Here is a 19280-nt window from a genome sequence, read left to right as displayed (position 1 = left end):
GGCCGGAACACACCCGCGTCCCCCGCACCGGGCCGGAACACACCCGCGTCCCCCGCACCGGGCCGGAACACACCCGCGTCCCCCGCACCGGGCCGGAACACACCCGCGTCCCCCGCACCGGGCCGGGGCGCACCCGCGTCCCCCGTACCGGGCCGGGGCGCATCCGCACCACCCGCACGAGCACCACCGCAGCAAGGAGCACCGACCGTGACCGAGCACGTCGACCGGAGCGAGCCGGAGACCGGTGCCGCCGCACCGGCGTCCGCGGCGGTCACGCCCGCCGACGCCGCCGACGCGGCCCGGCTCGTCGCCTTCGGCCTCCAGCCCAAGTTGCTGCCCGCCCGCGACCAGGAGTACGCCGACCTGCTGCGCCGCTACCGCGAGGACCCGCCCTTCGCCCGCCTCGCCGACGCCGTGGCCGCCGGCCTCGGGCTGGTCGTGCTGGAGGTGTCCCCGCGCGCGGGCATGGCGGTGACCGCCGCCGAGGACTCGGTGTTCGCCGTCCGCATGGGCGACTACGCGCGTCGCGCCGCCGCCGACTCCGGCGACCGCTTCCTGCACGGACTGGCCCATCTCGCCGTCGCCGCCCTGGCGTTCCCCCGCCCCGAGGACCTCGCCGACGACGGCTACATCGGGCGCGTCACCGTCAACGGCGTCGACGCCTTCGTGCGCCAGGCGTGCCGGCGTCTGGAGGAGCGGGCCGCGGAGCAGGGCGAGAACACCGACCCGGCCACCGACGCGCCGGGACTGGAGGCCGCCTGGCGGATCTGGGCCAGACGCAGCGCGACCGGCGCCACCAAGGACGCCCGCAGACTCCCGGGCTCCACCACCGGCATCGTCGGCAAGGCCGTCGCCTTCCTCACCGACTCCGGGTTCCTCCAGCGCACCGGCGACGACAACGGCGGCACGTACCGCACCACGGCCCGCTACCAGCTCCAGGTGCGCGACATGGCGGGCAGCGCCGCCATGGCCGAGCTGCTGGAGCTGGGCGTCGTCCCGGTCACCGACGGTACGCCGACGCTGCTGCCCGCCGAGGAGAGCGACGACCTGGAGCTGGTGGCCGACGCCGGGCTGCCGTTCCACTCGTCCTGAGCCGCCGGCCCGTTGCGAACCACCTGGTCGCCGGCCCTTTACGAACCACCTGACTGAGCACGACCGAAGACTGACGAGAGTCCGCCATGTACGAGCTGTCCCGGGTCCGCCTCTACTCCATCGGGCCCGCCGGTGCGCGCTACGCCGACACCGTGCTTGACCTGCGGGGCGTGGGAGAGCCCGTGCCCGACCCCGCGCCCACGCAGGCGGAGTTCTTCGAGGAGGAGCCCGTCGGCCCGCCGCGCAGGCCCGCGCCCGCCGGCGTGCTCTTCCTGGAGAACGGCGGCGGCAAGTCCGTCCTGCTGAAGCTGATCTTCTCCGTGATGCTGCCGGGCCACCGCAACACCCTCGGCGGCGCCAGCTCCGGCGTGCTGCGCAAGTTCCTGCTCGCCGACGACTGCGGGCACGTCGCGCTGGAGTGGCAGCATGTGCAGACCGGCGAGTGCGTCGTCGTCGGCAAGGTCAGCGAGTGGCGCGGACGCCAGGTCTCCAACGACCCGCGGAAGTTCGCCGAGGCCTGGTACTCCTTCCGGCCCGGCCCCGGACTCACCCTGGACAACCTGCCCGTCGCCGAGTCCACCGCCGTACGGCCGCCCGTGGAGGGCCAGTCGGGGGCGCAGGGGCGACGGCGCACCATGAAGGGCTTCCGGGACGCCCTGACGGAGGCCGGGAAGGCGTACCCGCACCTGGAGGTGCACTGGGAGGAGATCCACGAGCGCTGGACCGAGCACCTCGGCGAGCTCGGCCTGGACCCCGAACTCTTCCGCTACCAGCGGGAGATGAACGCCGACGAGGGCGAGGCCGCGGGCCTGTTCGCGGTGAAGAAGGACTCCGACTTCACCGACCTGCTGCTGCGCGCCGTCACCGACACCCGTGACACCGACGGGCTCGCCGACCTGGTCAGCGGCTTCGGCAACAAGCTGGGCCGGCGCGCCGAGCTGATCGCCGAGCGGGACTTCACCGCCGGGTCCGTGGACCTGCTCGGCCGGATCGTCGAGGCCGCCGACGCCCGCACGCGCGCGCGGGACGTCCACACCGCCGCCGAGCGCCGCACGCGGACCCTGGCCCGCCGGCTCTCCGCGCGCGGGGTGCGGGAGCGGGCCCGGGCCGCCGACCTCGCCCAGCGGGTCACCGCCGCCGCGTACGCCGTCACCCACGCCGAGTCGGCCCGCGAGCGCAGCGCGCTGATCGCCGCCGAACTCGCCTACCGGCACGCCTCCCTGGCGCTCACCGCCGCCGAGAAGGCCGCCGCCGCGCAGAAGCGCGAACTCGCCGACGCCCGTACGCTGCACGCCGCCTGGCAGGCCGCCGAGGCGGTCCTGCGCCACCGCGCCGCCGCCGACCGCGTCGCCCGCGTGTCCGCCGCGATCCGCGAGGCCGAGCGGGACGCCGCCCCCGCGCTCGCCGCACGCGCCCAGGCCGCCGTCGACCTCGTGCGCGCCCTGCACGCGGCGGCCGGGAAGGCCGAGACGCAGGCCAACGAGGAGGAGGAGCGCTCTGCGGCCCTCCAGGAGGCCGGCGACGCCGCCTACCGCGACTCCACCGCCGCCGCCACCGAGGCGCAGCGGGCCCGCAGCGAGGCCGGGCACCTGCGGCAGCGGCTGGCGGAGGTCGAGCAGGAGACCGCCGAGGCCGTGCGCGCCGGCTGGCTGGACGACAGCGCGCCCGACGCCGACCCGGCCCGCGCCGCCCTCGCCGCCAGCGACGCCGAGAAGAGCACCGTCGAAGCCTGGGACACGGCCCGCGAGGCGGCCCGCCGGGCCACCGAGCACGCGCGCGAGGCCGCCGCCGCCGAGACCCGCGCCGAACTGACGGCCGCCCGCGCGGCCGACGCGGCCACCGCCGCCGCCCGCGCCCTGGAGGCCGAGCGGCGCACCGCCGAGGCGCTGGCGGCGGAGGAGCGGATCGCCGACCTGCTCGGCCTGGCCTCCGGCACCCGCCCGGGCATCCCGCAGCCCCGGCGGGGCCGGGACGGGGACGGCACGGCGGCCGCGGCGCCGGGGCCCGGCGCCGCCGCCCTCACCGCCGAGGAACTCGACCGGTTCGCCGACGAGCTGCGCGAACTGCTCGACGACGCCGTCTCCTCCGCCGAGCGGCAGCTGTTCGACCTGCGCACCGCCGCCGCCGACGACGCCCGCATCCTCGGCGCGCTCGGCGACGGCGGGCTGCTGCCGCCCGGTCCCGACGTGCTGGCCACCGTGGAGTTCCTCGGCGAGCACGGCATCCCCGCGCTGCCCGGCTGGCGCTACCTCGCCCAGTCCGTCGACCCCGCCGACCACGCGCGCGTGCTGGCCGCCCGCCCGGAGCTGGTCGACGGCGTCATCATCACCGACCCCGACTCGCACGCCCGCGCCCGCGAGGCCCTCGGCGACGCGGCCCTGCTGCCCCGCTCGGCCGTCGCCGTCGGCACGGCCGCCGCGCTGCTGGCTCCCACCCCGGCCCCCGGCGCCGACACCGGCGAGGTGTTCCTCGTCCCGCCGAACCCCGCCATGCACGACGAGCACGCCGCCGACGAGGAGCGGCAGGCGCTGCGCGCGCGGGCGACCCGCCGCGACGAGGAGATCCGCACCCTCGCCGCACGGCTCGGCAAGGACCGGGAGCTGGCCGCCCGGCTCGCCTCCTGGCGCGCCGGATGCCCCGCCGGACGCCTCGCCGAGCTGGCCCGGGCGGCCGAGGAGGCACGGGCCTTCGCCGAGGAGACCGAGGCCGAGCTGGCCGAGGCACGGACCGCGCGGGCCGAGGCGGAGGAGGCCGCCGCCGAGGCCGTGCGGGTGCGCGACGAACGGCAGGAGGCCGCGCAGAAGGCCCGCCGCGCCGCCGACGCCCTCGCCGGGCTCGCCTTCCGGCTGCGGGAGCGGGCCGGCTGGCAGGCCCGGCTGCGCGAGCTCGCCGACGAGGCGGCCGAGGCGGAGGCCCGCGCCCAGGTCTGCCTGGAGCGGGCCCGCGCCGCCGACGAGGACCGCCGCGCCGCCCAGCGCGCCGCCGACGACGCCCGCCGCACCGCGCGTGCGCTGCGCGCCGAGCGCTCCGAGATCGCGGGCGCCCCCGACGACGTACCCGAGGACGGCACCGAGGCGCCGAAGGCGTCCCTGCCCGCGCTCCGCGAGGCGTACCGGGCCGCGTCCCAGGTGTACGAGAAGGTCGGCGTCGGCGCCGATCTGCGCGCCGAGCAGGCCCGCGCGGAGAGCGACGAGAGCGCGGCCCGCGCGGAGCTGGACCGGCTCAGCAACAAGGTCCGCACCCGCGCGGAACAGCTCCTGGAGTCCCCCGACGGCTCCGACGGGCCCAGCCGGCAGGCCGCCGCCGCCCGCGCGGAGGAGCTGGTGCAGCTGCTGGAGACGCGGATGTCCAGCGCGAGCGAGCAGCTCGGGCGGCTGCGCGGCGAGGCCGAGCGGCACGCGCCCGAGGACGGCGAGGCGCACACCGAGCTGCCCGAGGAGCTGGTCCCGCGCGACGCCGAGCACGCCCAGGCCCTGCTGCGCACCGCGACGGCCGAACTGGCCTCCCGCACCGAGGCGCTGGCCCAGGCCCGCGAGGCCCACGCCGAACTGCTGGAGGCCCACCGCGCCGCCGAGGACGCGGCGGGCGGCTTCGACGAGATCGCCGCCATGCTCCGCGACCTGCTGCGCGAACAGGCCGCCGAGGAGGAGCAGGAGGAGCCCGAGCCCTACCCGGGCACCCTGGAGGAGGCCCGGCAGTCCGCCGCCGAGGCCCGCCGGTCGCTGCGCGGCTGCGCCGCCGACCTGTCCGCCGCCGACGCCGCCGTCCGCGAGGCCAGCGACGTCCTGGTCCGGCACGCCAACTCCACGCGCTACGAGCAGGTCCGCACCCCGGCCCGGCAGCAGATCCGCGAACTGCCCGCCTCCGCGCTGCCCGAGCACGCCCGCAAGTGGGCCGACGCCTTCGCGCCCCGCCTCAGGGTCCTCACCGACGAGCTGGCGCAGCTGGAGCGGAACCGGGACTCGATCGTGGACCGCCTGCGCGGGCTGGTCGAGTCGGCGCTCGCCACCCTGCGGTCCGCGCAGCGGCTCTCCCGCCTGCCCGAAGGGCTCGGGGAGTGGTCGGGGCAGGAGTTCCTGCGCATCCGCTTCGAGGAACCCGACCAGGCCACGCTGACCGAGCGGCTCGGCGAGGTCGTCGACGAGGCGACCCGCGCGGCCGTGAAGAAGAACTCCGACCTGCGGCGCGACGGCATGTCCCTGCTGCTGCGCGGCGTGGCGGCGGCCTTGCAGCCCAAGGGTGTCGCCGTGGAGATCCTCAAGCCGGACGCCGTGCTGCGCGCCGAGCGCGTGCCCGTCGGGCAGATGGGCGACGTGTTCTCCGGCGGCCAGCTGCTCACCGCGGCCATCGCCCTGTACTGCACGATGGCCGCCCTGCGCTCCAACGACCGGGGCCGGGACAAGCACCGGCACGCCGGCACGCTGTTCCTCGACAACCCCATCGGCCGCGCCAACGCGACGTACCTGCTGGAGCTCCAGCGGGCCGTCTCCGACGCGCTCGGCGTGCAGCTGCTGTACACCACCGGCCTGTTCGACACCACCGCGCTCGCCGAGTTCCCGCTCGTCATCCGGCTGCGCAACGACGCCGACCTCCGGGCCGGCCTGAAGTACATCAGCGTGGAGGAACACCTCCGGCCGGGACTGCCGCAGCAGACCCCGGCCGGGGAGGGGGACGCCGTGCACAGCGAGATCACGGCGACGCGCATGTTCAAACGGCCCGCCTAGAAGGTCTTCATCGATCTTCTAGCGGACGGCCGGGATCAGCCCGCCCGGCGCTCCGCCCGGATCAGGTCCGCGCACTTCTCGCCGATCGCCATGGTGGTGATGCACGGGTTGACGGTGACCAGATCCGGCATCACCGACCCGTCGGCGACCCTGAGTCCCTCGACCCCCTTGACCCGCAGCCGCGCGTCGAGCGGGGCCGAGGGGTCGTCGTCCGCGCCCATCTTCACCGTGCAGGCCGGGTGGTAGACGGTGTTGTGGGTCTTGCGGACGTAGTCGAGCAGTTCGTCGTCGCCCCGCACGTCCGGGCCCGGCGCCAGCTCGGCGCCCGCCCAGCCGCTCAGCGCGGGCTGCGCGGCGATCCGGCGGGCCAGCCGCAGCCCGTACGTCATCACCCGCACGTCGTGCTCGTGGGTGAAGTACCGCGGGTCCACCTTCGGCTTGTCCCGGTGGTCCCGGGTGCGCAGCCGCACCGTGCCGCGGGACTTGGCGCGGGTCACGTTCGGCGTGAGGCAGAAGGCGTTCTCGGAGGTGGGGTAGCCGTGCCGGACGGTGTTCATGTCGAACGGCACCGACCCGTAGTGGAACATCAGGTCCGGCCGGTCCAGGCCCGGCTCGGTGTCGTAGAAGACGCCCGCCTCCCACCACTGGCTGGACGTGGTGGTCATCGGCTGCTTCGCCTCCCACATGACGACGCCCTCGGGGTGGTCCTGGAGGTTCCCGCCCACGCCGGGGGAGTCGACGGCCACCTCGACGCCGACCTCCCGAAGGTGCGCCGCCGGGCCGATGCCGGACAGCATCAGCAGCTTCGGCGAGTCGATCGCGCCGCACGAGACGATCACCTCGCGCCGGGCCCGTACCGTCCGGGCGCGGATCAGGCCGGGGCCCAGGTACTCGGCGCCCGCGCAGCGCCGCCCCTCCAGGACGAGCCGCTTGGCCCGCACCCCGGTCCGCACCTCCAGGTTGGGCCGCTTGCCCAGCACCGGGTGCAGGTAGGCGACGGAGGACGACTGGCGGATGTTGTTCTCGTCGGCGTTGATCTGGAACCAGTTGGCGCCGCGGATCACCGTCTCGCCGGTGTTGAAGGGGGTCGTCGGGATGCCCGCCTGCGCGCACGCCTTCAGCAGGGCCGCCCCGCACGGGTCGCCGCTCTTGAGGGTACGCAGCTTCACCGGGCCGGTGCGGCCGTGGTGGTCGCCGGGGGCGTCGTTGGACTCCAGCCGCCGGTACAGCGGGAACAGGTCGGCGGCGCTCCAGCCCGTACAGCCCTTCGCCGCCCAGTCGTCGAGGTCCTCGGCCGGCGCCCAGAAGGCGATGCAGGAGTTGTGGGAGGAGCAGCCGCCCAGCACCTTCGCGCGCGCGTGCCGCAGGAAGCTGTTGCCGCCGGCCTGCGGCTCCACCGGGTAGTCCCAGTCGTAGCCGGACTCCAGCAGGCCCATCCAGCGCTCCAGCCGCAGTACGTCGTCGTCGCCGACGTCGCTGGGCCCCGCCTCCAGCACGCACACCGTGACGGCCGGGTCCTCCGACAGCCGGGCCGCCACCACGTTGCCCGCGGTGCCGCCGCCGACCACCACGTAGTCGAACTCGTCGGACTCGTCGATGCCCATGAGCAGGTGACCTCCTTCAGTCGGCCGCGGGGGCGGCGAGGGGAGCGGCCGGGGCGGACCCGGACCCGGATGCGACCTCGGATCCGGACGCGGCATCGGTCGCGGACGTGGCTTCGGATCCGGACGTGGCCTCGGACTCGGACCCGGACCCGGACCCGGTCCGCAGACGGTGCTCGGCGAGGACGCCGGTCCGGTGCCGCTGGACGAACCAGTAGTAGGCGAAGCCGCCGCCCGCGATGACGGCCACGAACAGCACCGCGCCCCAGCGCAGGTACCAGTGGTGGGGCGCGGTGGCGTTGTAGACGGCGGCGCGCGGCCAGATCAGGTTGAGCGTCATGGCCGCGCCCCACAGCACGGCGAGGGCGTTGACGGGCAGCCCCCAGCGGCCCAGCGAGAACCTGCCCTCGCCGGCCGGCCGCCACCGGCCGTGCAGCCGGGCCGCCAGCATCGGCACGGTCACGCCGAGGTAGGCGAGGTAGATCATGATGATGCCGATGCTGGTGACGACGGTGAAGATCTGCGGCTGGCGGATGTTGACCACCAGGATCGCCAGCGCCAGCACCCCGATGACCACGGCCGGCACGACCGGGGTCCGGAAACGGGGGCTGACCCGGGCCAGCAGCGAGGACGCGGGCAGGTTGTTGTCCCGCGCCATCGCGAACGCCAGCCGGATCGCCGCCGTGTGCACGGCCAGCGCGCACACCGTGACCGCGATCAGCACGCACCACAGCATCGCCTTGCCGGCGGTCGGGCCGAGCACGTCCAGGACGACGTACTGCAGCCCGTCCGTGGAGAGTTTCCCGCCCTTCAGGCTGGAGACGCTCATCAGCGCCAACAGCAGGATCAGCCCGCCCAGGACGAACGAGGCGACGATGGCCCGCAGGATCGCGCGCGGCGCGTTGCGGGACGGGTCGAGGGACTCCTCGCCGAGGGAGGACGCGGTGTCGAAGCCGTACATGACGTACGCGGACGCCAGCGAGGCCACGAGGAACGCGCCGAGGTAGCCGGAGGAGTGCCCCGCCCCCGTCCCTTGCGTGTCCATGACCACCTGGGGGCCGCGGGTGGCGTGCGCCGCCAGCAGCACGATCAGGACGACGGCGGCGATCAGCTCGATGAAGACGCCCGCCGTGTTGATCCGGGCCATCAGCCTGACGCCGAAGGCGTTGACGAGCGTGGTGAACAGGATCAGCACCGCCGCCAGGACCACCGCGTTGGCCGCCACGTCGTACGTGCCGGTGCCGTCCCCCACGAACTGGAAGAACGGCGATATCCGCGGCAGCGTCAGCTGATAGGCGAGCGCCACCGCCGAGATCGACACGATCGAGGCGACCAGCATCATCCAGCCCGCCAGCCAGCCCAGATGCGGATTGCCCACCTTCTTCGACCAGTTGTAGACCGACCCCGCCACGGGATGGCGGGCGGCCAGCTCCGCGAAGCACAGGGCGACCGTGAACTGGCCGGCGAAGACCATCGGCCACGACCACCAGTAGGCGGGGCCGCCGCTGCCGTAGCCGAAGTAGAACAGCTGGAACGTGCCGGTCAGGATCGAGATGTAGCTGATCCCGGCGGCGAAGGTGTGGAAGGTGCCGAGGGAACGCTTCAGTTCCGGTTTGTAGCCGAACTCGGCGAGCTCGGCGTCGTCGTGACGGCGCGGACCGGGTGACTGCTGCAATTGCTGGGGTTGCTGGGGTTGTCGGAGGCGTTGTGGTTGCTGGGGTCGCTGAGGGTCCTGGGGTTGCTCGGTCGTCGTCATGAGCGGGCTCCTGGTGACCTCGGGAGCGGGGAGGAGGGAGGGGGGAGGGAGACGGCGGGGACGAGGGAGCCGGAGGCGGGGTCAGGTGAACCAGCCCTGCGGCCCGGGGCGGGTGTTGCGCCAGATGTGCTTCGTCTCGCGGTACTCCGCCAGCCCCGCGGGCCCCAGCTCCCGCCCGACACCGGACTGCTTGAAGCCGCCCCACTCGGCCTGCGGGACGTAGGGGTGGTAGTCGTTGATCCACACCGTGCCGAGCCGCAGCCCGGCCGCGACCCGCGCCGCCCTGGCCTCGTCGCCCGTCCACACGGCGCCGGCGAGTCCGTAGACCGTGTCGTTGGCGAGGCGCACGGCCTCGTCCTCGCCCGTGAACCGCTCGACGGTCAGCACCGGGCCGAACGACTCCTCCCGCACCACCGACATCCCGGACGCGCACTCGTCCAGCACGGTCGGCAGGTAGTAGAACCCCTCGTCCAGGCCGGGACCGGCGGGCCGTGCCCCGCCGCAGCGCAGCACCGCGCCCTCCGCCAGGCCCCGGGCGACGTACGCCTCGACCCTGGCCCGGTGCGCCGCCGAGATCAGCGGGCCGGTCTGCGCCCGCTCGTCGAACGGCCCGCCCAGCCGGATCCGCCGCGCCCGCCGGACGATCTCGTCCACGAACCGGTCGTGCAGCGCGTCCTCCACCAGCAGCCGCGCCCCGGCCGAGCACACCTGCCCGGAGTGCAGGAACACGGCGGTCAGCGCCATGTCGACGGCCGCGTCGAAGTCGGCGTCGGCGAAGACGACGTTGGGGTTCTTGCCGCCGAGTTCCAGGGCGACTTTCTTCACCGTCTTGGCCGCGGCGGCCATCAGGCGGCGCCCGGTGTGCAGGCCGCCGGTGAAGGAGAGCAGGTCGACGTCCGGGTGGTCGGCGAGCGGGGCGCCCGCCTGGGGGCCGGGGCCGAGGACCAGGTTGCCGGCCCCGGGCGGCAGCCCGGCCTCCGCCAGCAGCCGCATGAGGTGGATCGCGGTGTGCGGGGTCAGCTCGCTCGGCTTCAGCACGAAGGTGTCGCCCGCGGCGAGTGCGGGCGCGACCTTCCAGGCAGCCTGGAGGAGGGGGTAGTTCCAGGGGGTGATGAGCGCGCACACGCCGGCCGGCTCGTGTACCACCCGGCTGTCGACGCCGTCGATGCCGGTGTCGACGACCCGCCCGGTCCCGGTGGCGGCGAGGTGCCCGAACCAACGGAAGCAGCGCGCGACATCGTCGATGTCGTACGCGCTCTCCACCAGCCGTTTGCCCGTGTCGAGCGACTCGGCGCGGGCGAGTGTGTCCTTGTCCCGCAGCAGGAGACCGGCGACGCGCAGCAGCAGGTCACCGCGTTCGGCGGGGGAGGTGCGGGGCCAGGGGCCGGTGTCGAAGGCGCGGCGGGCGGCGGCGATCGCCTCCACCGTGTCCTTGCCGCCCGCCTCGTCCACCACCCCCACCAGGGAGCCGTCGGCGGGGCAGCGGATCTCGCGCGTGCGCGCGTCCAGGGCGCCGCGCCACTCGCCGTCGAAGAACAGGTCAGGCACAGCTGCCCCCTGCCTCGCGCCGCGGCCTGACGCCGAGGCTGCCGAGCAGCCACGCGTGGAACGATCCGATGTGGTGCTCGGTGGGCACCAGCACACCGCCCCTGCGGTACGCGCGGGAGGACATCGCCGGCTGGGTGCGCTCGCACGCCTCGAAGTCCTGGCTGTTCACCCGGTGGAACAGCTCCACCGACTTCGACACGTCCGCCCCGGACGCCACGACCTCCGGCGCGTACAGCCAGTCGCACTCCACCGCCGTGCGGTCCTCGGCGAGCGGGAACATGCGGTGCAGGATCACGTGGTCGGGCACGAGGTTGACGAACACCGCCGGCTTCACCGTGATCGCGTAGTAGCGGCGGTCCTGGTCGTCGGCGACCTCCGGCAGCCGGCCGAAGCCCTCGCTGCCGTCGACCGTGAAGCCCTTGACGTCCTCGCCGAACTCGGCTCCGTGGCCCACGTAGTACTGGGCGGCGTAGCCGTCGGTGAACTCCGGGAGCACGTCGGTCAGTTCCGGGTGGATCGTCGCGCAGTGGTAGCACTCCATGAAGTTCTCGACGATCAGCTTCCAGTTCGCCTTCACGTCGTACGTGATGCGGCGGCCCAGGGCGAGCTTCTCGGTGCCGTAGTGCTCGATCGCGGCCGGGTCGCCGAGGCGCTCGACGGCGGCGCCGGCCACCGTCTCCTCGAAGGAGGGCGGCTCCGGGGCCAGGCACACCCAGGCGTAGCCGAGCCACTCCCGCAGGGCGACCGTGACCAGGCCGTACTCCACGCGGTCGACATCGGGCATCTTGGTCAGGCCGGGCGCGGCGATCAGCCTGCCGTCCAGGTCGTACGTCCACGCGTGGTACGGGCACTGGAGGGTGCGGCGGATCTCGCCGGACTCCTCCAGGCACAGCCGGGCCCCGCGGTGGCGGCAGACGTTGAGGAAGGCGCGCAGCGCGCCCGTGCGGCCGCGGGTGACGATGACGTTCTCACGGCCGACCTGGACGGTGCGGAAGGCACCGGGCTTGTCCAGGTCGGCGCTGCGGACGGCACAGAACCACATCGACTCGAAGATGTGCTCCTGTTCCTGCCGGAAGATCTCCGGGTCGGTGTAGTAGTGCCCGGGCAGGGTGGCGATCAGGCTGGGGGAGGCGGGGGTCGTCGTCACGGCGGGCTCCTCGGGAGGACGAGCGTGCTGTGTGTACGGGGAGGACGAGCGTGCTGTGTGTACGGGGAGGGGGAGCGGGCGGCTCAGGCGGGTGCCGTGGCGAGGCGGGCCGGGTCGAACAGCCCGATCGGGTGGGCGGTGGAGCCGGTCAGGGCCAGATCGGCGAGGATCTCCCCGACGACGGGCACGAACTTGAAGCCGTGCCCGGAGAATCCGCAGGCCACGGTGACCGAGTCGGGGTGCGCGGGGTGGCGGGCGATGACGAAGTGCTCGTCCGGGGTGTTGGAGTACATGCAGGTCGCGGCCTTGAGGAAGGTGCCGGGCAGGTCCGGTACGCAGCCGGACATGTGCTCGGCCATGGCCCTGACCTCGTGGTCGTGCACGGTCCGGTCGATGGTCTCCGGGGTGGTGACCCGGCCCCTGCGGAAGAAGGCGACCTTGGCGCCGAGGTCCGGCCCGTCGATGGCCGGGAAGCCGTACACCTGGGTGCCGCCGGCGTCCTCCCAGATGTAGACGGGGTGGCGCTCGGGCAGGAACGGGCCGACCCCGCCCGTCGGCTGGAACCAGTACATGACCTGTCGTTCGATGGTGAACGGCACCCCCAGGTCGGCGAGCAGCCGCGGCGCCCAGGCGCCGGGGCAGATCACCAGCCGGCCCGCGGTGTACGTGTCCTCGGCGGTGTGCACGCGCACACCGTCCCGGTACGGCTCCCAGCGGGTCATGGGCTCGTCGAAGTGCAGGTCGGCACCCTGCCGGGTGGCGAGCTGGAGGTGGGCGGCGACCGTGTTCTCGGGGCGCAGGAGACCGGCCTTCTCCTCGTACAGCGCGACCTCGTCGTCCCGCGGCGCCAGGGTCGGGAAGCGGCGGCGGATCTCCTTGGCGTCCAGCATCTCGTGCGGCAGGTCCCACTGCCGGGCCGAGCGCAGCGAGCCGGACACGGTCCGCGAGCCGGGGCGGCCGACCATCACGCCGCCGCACAGCAGGGCGATCTCCCGGCCGGTGGCCCGCGCCAGGTCGTCGTACAGCTCGTAGGCGCGCAGCAGCAGCGGTACGTACGCCGGGTCCTCGAAGTACGACTGGCGGGTGATGCGGGAGCCGCCGTGGCTGGAGCCGTGCCGGTGCACCGGGCCGAACTTCTCCAGGCCCAGGACGCGGGCGCCGCGCGCGGACAGGTGGTGGGCGGCGGCGCTGCCCATGCCGCCGAGACCGATGACGACGACGTCGTAGGTGGGGGACACGCGGGGCCTCCTAGCGGCGGATGCGGGTCGTCTTCGGGTCGAACAAAGGCTCGTCGGCGACCGTGGCGGGGACCTTCTCGCCGAAGTACTCGACGTGCACGCCGGTCCCGGTGGCCAGTCCGGCCGGCAGCCAGGCGTAGGCGACGCAGCGGCCGAGCGTGTAGCCGTACGAGGCGCTGGTCACATAACCGGCCGGGGAGCCGTCGACGTACACGGGCTCCTTGCCGAGGACGACGGCGGCCGGGTCGTCCAGGAGCAGCGGGGTCAGCCGTCGCTTCCGGGTGCCGGCCCGCCGTTCGAGCGCCGCCCTGCCGACGAAGTCGCCCTTGTCCATGCGGACGGCGAAGGCGACGCCCGCCTCGAACGGGTCGTGCTCGTCGGTCATGTCGGTGCCCCAGGCGCGGTAGCCCTTCTCCAGGCGCAGCGAGTTGAAGGCGGACCGCCCGGCGGCGGCCACGCCGTGCTCCCGGCCGGCCTCCCACAGCGTGTCCCAGAGCCTGAGTCCCAGGTCGGCGGTGGTGTACAGCTCCCAGCCCAGCTCGCCCACGTAGGACAGGCGCATCGCCGTCACCGGGACGTGCCCGATGTACGTCTCCCTGGCGCGGAAGTAGCCGAACGCCTCGTGGGAGAAGTCGTCGGCGGCCAGCGGCCGGACGAGGTCGCGGGCCAGCGGCCCCCAGACGCCGATGCAGCAGGTGCCGGAGGTGATGTCCCGGATGTGCACGTCGTCCGGGGCGTGCCGCAGCAGGTGGCCGAGGTCGGCGGGGGAGTTGGCGCCCACCTGGAAGCGGTCGGGGGCGAGCCGGGCCACGGTGAGGTCGGAGCGGATGCCGCCGGTCTCGTCGAGGAGGAGGGTGTAGGTGACCGCGCCGGGCTTCTTGCGGAGGTTGTTGGTGGTCATGCGGTCGAGGAAGGCGAGGGCGCCCGGGCCGGTGACCTCCAGGCGGCGCAGGGGGGTCATGTCGTACAGGGCGACCCGCTCGCGCGTCGCCTTCGCCTCCGCCGCCGCGACGGGGGACCAGTGGCGGGCCGACCAGGCGTCGCGGGCGGGGAGCGGGCCGAGGGCGTCGACGAGCGGGGCGTTCGCCTCGTACCAGTGCGGGCGCTCCCAGCCGCCGCCCTCCAGGAAGTACGCGCCGAGCTGCTGCTGGCGGGCGTGGAAGGGGCTGACGCGCAGCGGACGGGGGTGTTCCGGCGGCTGGAGGGGGTGGAGGACGTCGTAGATCTCGACGAACTGCCGCGCGCCGCGTTCCCGGACGTACGCCGGTGAACGCTGCGCGTCCTCGAACCGCGTGAGGTCGCACTCGTGCACGTCCAGGGACGGCCGCCCGTCGACCATCCACTCGGCGACGGCCCTCGCCACGCCGGCGGAGTGCGTGACCCAGACGGCCTCGGCCAGCCAGAAGCCCCGGAGCGCCGAGGACTCGCCGAGGACCGGCATGCCGTCCGGGGTGAAGGAGAAGACGCCATTGAAGCCCTCCTCGACGGCGGAGCCGCGCAGGGCCGGGAGCAGGCGGCGGCAGTCCTCCCAGCTCGGGGCCCAGTCCTCCGCGGTGAAGGGGTAGGAGGACGGCATGTCCATCCGCCGGGCGCGGGCCTCGTCGTACGGCGGCACCGCGAACGGGTCGACGGGGAGAGGACGGTGGGCGTACGAGCCGATGCCGATGCGGTCGCCGTGCTCACGGAAGTACAGGTCGCGGTCCTGGAAGCGGAGGATGGGCTTCGATGCCTCCGCGGTGGCGCCGCGCAGCTCGGGGAGCGGGGCCGTCTTCGCGTACTGGTGGGCGAGCGGCTGCAGGGGGACGTCCACGCCGGCCATGCGGCCGATGACCGGGCCCCAGAAGCCGGCCGCCGAGACGACGTGGTCGGCGGGGAAGGCGCCCTGGTCGGTGACCACGCCGGTGACCCGGCCGCCCTCCCGCTCGATGCCGGTGACGGTGTGACGGTCCAGGAAGCGGGCGCCGCGTGCGACGGCCCGGTCCCTCTGGGCACGGCACGCGAGCAGGGCGCGGGCCAGACCGTCGTCGGGGGTGTGGAAGCCGCCGAGGACCACCGACTCGTCGATCAGCGGCCACAGTTCCTTGCAGCGCGCGGCGCTGACGACCTCGCCGCGCACGCCCCAGGAGGCGGCCCAGCCCGCCTTGCGGCGCAGGTCGGCGAGGCGCTCGGGGGTGGTGGCCAGCTCCAGACCGCCGACCGGGGCGAAGCAGCGGACACCGTCCGCCTCCAGGGCGGCGAACTTCTCGACGGTGTACCGGGCGAACGCGGTGAGGGTCCGGGACGGGCTGGTCTGGAAGACGAGTCCGGGGGCGTGCGAGGTGGAGCCGCCGGGAGCGGGCAGCGGCCCCTGTTCGAGGACGGTGACGTCGTTCCAGCCGCGGGCGGTCAGCTCGTCGGCGAGCGAGCAGCCGACGATGCCGGCGCCGATGACGACCACGCGGGGAGAGTGAGGGGAACGGGAGGCCGGGGACCGGTGTTCGGGGGTGCTGGACATGCCCCTCCTTGCCGGGGTGGGTGCTCGGACTTGCCGGGGTGGGTGCTCGCAGTGAGTCAGGGGCGGGCCGGGGTGGCGGGTCGGGGAGCGGGCACGTACGGCCGCTCGGCGGCGGTCGTGGTGTCCCGGCCGTGCCCGGTGTGCACGACCGTGCCGCCGGGCAGGGTGAGCAGCCGGGAGCGCAGGGACGCCTCGAGGGCGGCGCGGTCCGAGCAGGAGCGCTCCGTCGCGCCGGGGCCGCCGTGGACGAGGGTGCCGTCGGTGAACACCGCGTTCAGGAAGGGGGCGTGGAGCGGGCGGCTGCCCCAGGTGTGGCCGGGGGTGTGGATCACCCGGGGGCCGATGCCGGCGGTGGCACCGGTGCCGGCGGTGGTACCGGTGTCGGCGGTGGTACCGGTACCTGCGGTGTCTTCAGTGGGGCCCGGGGTGTCTTCAGCGGTGCCTGCGGTGTCTTCAGTGGTGCCTGCGGTGTCTTCAGTGGTGCCCGAGATGTCATCACCGATGCCCGCAGCGCCACCACCGGTGCTCACAGCACCACCACCGAGCGGAGCACCTCGCCCCGGTGCATCTTGGCGAACGCCTCCTCCACCTGGTCCAGCGCGATCGTCTCCGTCACGAAGGCGTTGAGGTCCAGCAGCCCGTACAGGTACTGGTCGATGAGGAACGGGAAGTCCCGGCTCGGCAGACAGTCCCCGTACCAGGACGACTTGACGGCGCCGCCCCGCGAGAACACGTCGATCAGCGGCAGCTCGACCTTCATCTCCGGGGAGGGCACGCCCACCTGGACCAGCACACCCGCGTGGTCGCGCATGTAGAAAGCCTGCTTGAACGTCTCCGGGCGGCCGACCGCGTCGATCGCGATGTCCACGCCATGACCGTCGGTCAGCGCTCGGACGGCCTTTACCGGGTCCGTACCGCGGGAGTTGACGGTGTGGGTGGCACCGAACTTCTCCGCCTGGTCCAGCTTCCGGTCGTCGACGTCGACGGCGATCACCTTCATGGCGCCGTTCAGGCAGGCCCCGGCGATCGCCGCGTTGCCGACGCCGCCGCAGCCGATGACGGCGACCGAGTCGCCGCGGCCGACGTTGCCGGTGTTGACCGCGGCGCCGTAGCCGGCCATCACCCCGCAGCCGATCAGACCCGCGGCCTCCGGACGGGCGGCCGGGTCGACCTTCACCGCCTGACCCGCTGCGACCAGCGTCTTCTCGGCGAAGGCGCCGATGCCGAGGGCGTTGGCGAGCGGGGTGCCGTCCGCCAGGGTCATCGGCTGGGCGGCGTTGCGGGAGTCGAAGCAGTACCAGGGGCGGCCCCGGCGACAGGAACGGCAGCTTCCGCAGGGCGCGCGCCAGGCCAGCACCACGTAGTCGCCGGGCGCCAGGTCCGTGACCCCCTCGCCGACCGCCTCGACCGTGCCGGCCGCCTCGTGGCCCAGCAGGAACGGGAAGTCGTCCGTGATCGCCCCCTGGCGGTAGTGCAGATCCGTATGACAGACCCCGCATGCCTGCACGGTGACGAGTACCTCTCCGGGCCCCGGGTCGGGGACGACGATCGTCTGCACCTCGACGGGTGCTCCCTGGGCGACAGCGACTACGGCACGGACCTCATGTGGCACGTCCAAGCTCCTCTGCTGTTGCGCAATGCACGATGGGTTGCGCGATGAGGAACATAGTGAGAACGCCGTCAAGCGGCCGTCAAGAGGCGCGCGTCAACCCTCGGCAAAAGGAACGGGAGGAGGGAAACACGCCGGACACACAGCGGCGCCGGACACACAGCGGCGCCGGACACACAGCGGCGCCGGACACACAGCGGCGCCGGACCGGGCGCATGCCGGTCCCGCACCGGCCCCGACCCGTCGGCCGTTCCCCTGCGGCGGGTGAGCGCCGGGGACTGCTGCGGCTCGTGCGGTGAGCGGGCGTCAAAGCCCGCCGGTCCGCAGGGCGGGTGGGCGTCGGAGCCCGCCGTGGTCCGTACGGCGGGTGGACATCAGGGGGCCGTGGTCCGTACGGCGGGTGGACGTCAGGGGAGGGGGCCCGTACGGCGGGTGGACGTCAGGGGAGGGGGCCCGTACGGCGAGTGGCCGTCAGAGTCCGCCGTACCCCATGCGGCGGGAGAGCTCCGCGCCAGCCGCCACCGTGCGCTTGGCCAGCTCCGGCAGCCGGTCGGGCGTCAGCCGGTACACCGGCCCCGACACGCTGATCGCGGCGATCACCTTGCCGTCGTGCGCGCGGACGGGCGCCGCCACCGCCGTCAGGCCCACCTCCAGCTCCTCCAGCGTGGCGGCGTACCCCTGCTCGACCACGGCCTCCAGCTCGCCGCGGAGCACCGAGGCGCCCGTGACGGTGCGTTCGGTGAACCGGTGCAGCGGGCGGGCGAGCAGGCCCTCGCGCAGGGTGGGCGGCAGATGCGCGAGCAGCACCTTCCCGCTGGAGGTGGCGTGCAAGGGGGTGCGGCGGCCGAGCCAGTTCTGCGCCGTGACGGACGCGGTGCCGCGTGCCTGCATGATGTTGACCGCCGCGTCGTCGTCGAGCACCGCGATGTTCACCGTCTCGCCGAGCTCGTCGGCGAGTTCCCGGCAGACCGGGACGCCCTCCTGGGAGATGTCCAGCCGCACGGCCGCCGCCCCGGCCAGGCGCAGTACGCCGGCCCCCAGGTAGTACTTGCCGCGGTCCTTGGCCTGGGCCACCAGGCCGCGGTTCTCCAGGACGCCGAGCAGCCGGAACGCCGTGGACTTGTGCACCCCCAGCTCGTCGGCGATCTCGGTGACGCCCGCCTCGCCGTGCCGGGCGAGGATCTCCAGCACACTCACGGCGCGGTCCACCGACTGGACCGCGCTCGCCGCGCCTCTGCCGCCGGTCCTGGCCGGGTTCTCCGCGCGCTGCTCACCGCGGTCGGACTGCTTCTGGGTGCGGGACATGGCTCGACTCTCACCACCTGTCGGCCCGGTTCGGGCCGCATCTGCGGGAAACCCTTGACGCGACGGTCACCCCGCCCGGATTCTGTTGCGCACGGCGCGGTTCCATGCGCCATGCGAAACACCATGTTACCGAAGCGTTCGGATCCCGGAAGGGGAAGATCCCGCAGCCAGGCCCCGGACGCGGGCCTCGAACGCGGAACCCGGATGCGGGCCCCGGACACGGAGACCGGACGTGGGGACCGGACGTGGGCCCGGATATGGCCCGCGGCACCACCCCACCACGTTTCACCGCATCACCCCGCCACCATTCCCTGAACGTCCTGCCTGCCTGGACCACACGGGTCCGGACCACGTGTCCCGGACCGAGAGGGGGGACCGTGATTCCCGTCTGCCGCCTCGAAGACCTCCCCGAGGGCGAATCCGTCCGCCTCGAGACGACCCCGCCCGTCGCCGTGTTCCGCACCGACGACGGCGAGCTGTATGCCATCGACGACACCTGCACCCACCAGGACGCCTCCCTCTCCGAGGGCTGGCTGGAGGGCTGCCTGGTCGAATGCCCGCTGCACGCCGCCTCGTTCGACCTCCGCACCGGCCGGCCGACCTGCCTCCCGGCCCGCCGCCCCGTCCGTACCCACCGCGTCACCGTCGACGACGGCGTGATCCACGTCCACCTCACCGCCGAGGAGGGAACGGCCGCATGAACACCCCGGCATCCCGTCCCGCTCCGGCGGTCCGCCCGGCGGACCACACCCGTGCCGTCCGAGCC

Annotated in this window: 12 protein-coding genes; 3 read left to right on the top strand and 9 right to left on the bottom strand. The window is 74.1% G+C overall.

Annotation, left to right across the window (positions count from 1 at the left end):
• The first annotated feature begins 207 nt into the window (after positions 1 to 207).
• Entirely contained in the window at positions 208 to 1092 is an 885-nt protein-coding gene (locus ABZ340_RS29665) for a hypothetical protein (RefSeq protein WP_358784926.1), read from the top strand.
• 86 nt (positions 1093 to 1178) lie between these two features.
• Positions 1179 to 5816, top strand: coding sequence for a hypothetical protein (locus ABZ340_RS29660; protein WP_358784925.1), 4638 nt, complete (start codon positions 1179 to 1181; stop codon positions 5814 to 5816).
• A gap of 35 nt (positions 5817 to 5851) precedes the next feature.
• On the opposite strand, the gene ABZ340_RS29655 is transcribed toward ABZ340_RS29660, so the two are convergent.
• The 9 genes from ABZ340_RS29655 to ABZ340_RS29615 form a co-directional block, all read right to left on the bottom strand.
• Entirely contained in the window at positions 5852 to 7420 is a 1569-nt protein-coding gene (locus ABZ340_RS29655) for a GMC oxidoreductase (protein ID WP_358784924.1), read from the bottom strand.
• Between the two features lie 16 nt (positions 7421 to 7436).
• Positions 7437 to 9173 (bottom strand): amino acid permease, encoded by a 1737-nt coding sequence (locus tag ABZ340_RS29650; RefSeq protein WP_358784923.1) that lies wholly within the window; start codon positions 9171 to 9173, stop codon positions 7437 to 7439.
• An 81-nt stretch (positions 9174 to 9254) separates the two neighbouring features.
• Positions 9255 to 10721 carry an aldehyde dehydrogenase family protein gene (locus ABZ340_RS29645; protein WP_358784922.1) on the bottom strand — a complete coding sequence of 489 codons (1467 nt, stop codon included), beginning with the start codon at positions 10719 to 10721 and terminating at the stop codon, positions 9255 to 9257.
• Positions 10714 to 11868 (bottom strand): aromatic ring-hydroxylating dioxygenase subunit alpha, encoded by a 1155-nt coding sequence (locus tag ABZ340_RS29640; RefSeq protein WP_358784921.1) that lies wholly within the window; start codon positions 11866 to 11868, stop codon positions 10714 to 10716. Before ABZ340_RS29640 ends, ABZ340_RS29645 begins: the two co-directional genes overlap by 8 nt.
• A gap of 83 nt (positions 11869 to 11951) precedes the next feature.
• A complete protein-coding gene (gene solA / locus ABZ340_RS29635; protein ID WP_358784920.1) occupies positions 11952 to 13106 on the bottom strand; it encodes an N-methyl-L-tryptophan oxidase in 1155 nt (384 codons plus the stop codon).
• A 10-nt stretch (positions 13107 to 13116) separates the two neighbouring features.
• Positions 13117 to 15600, bottom strand: a complete 2484-nt coding sequence (locus ABZ340_RS29630) for an FAD-dependent oxidoreductase (RefSeq protein ID WP_358784919.1) — start codon at positions 15598 to 15600, stop codon at positions 13117 to 13119.
• Between the two features lie 56 nt (positions 15601 to 15656).
• Positions 15657 to 16130 (bottom strand): MBL fold metallo-hydrolase, encoded by a 474-nt coding sequence (locus tag ABZ340_RS29625; RefSeq protein ID WP_358784918.1) that lies wholly within the window; start codon positions 16128 to 16130, stop codon positions 15657 to 15659.
• Positions 16127 to 17212 (bottom strand): S-(hydroxymethyl)mycothiol dehydrogenase, encoded by a 1086-nt coding sequence (locus ABZ340_RS29620; protein WP_358784917.1) that lies wholly within the window; start codon positions 17210 to 17212, stop codon positions 16127 to 16129. The genes ABZ340_RS29625 and ABZ340_RS29620 overlap by 4 nt, the downstream gene beginning before the upstream one ends.
• Positions 17213 to 17680: 468 nt before the next feature.
• On the bottom strand, positions 17681 to 18514 hold the full coding sequence (locus ABZ340_RS29615; protein WP_358784916.1) for an IclR family transcriptional regulator: 834 nt from the start codon (positions 18512 to 18514) through the stop codon (positions 17681 to 17683).
• A gap of 377 nt (positions 18515 to 18891) precedes the next feature.
• Here ABZ340_RS29615 and ABZ340_RS29610 point away from each other — a divergent pair, with 377 nt between their 5' ends.
• The gene (locus ABZ340_RS29610; protein ID WP_358784915.1) at positions 18892 to 19215 is read left to right on the top strand and encodes a bifunctional 3-phenylpropionate/cinnamic acid dioxygenase ferredoxin subunit; all 324 of its coding nucleotides are present in this window, start codon (positions 18892 to 18894) and stop codon (positions 19213 to 19215) included.
• Positions 19216 to 19280: the final 65 nt, after the last annotated feature.

Source organism: Streptomyces sp. NPDC006134 (assembly GCF_040628835.1).
Taxonomy (GTDB): domain Bacteria; phylum Actinomycetota; class Actinomycetes; order Streptomycetales; family Streptomycetaceae; genus Streptomyces.
This window is presented reverse-complemented; position numbering and strand designations above follow the sequence as displayed.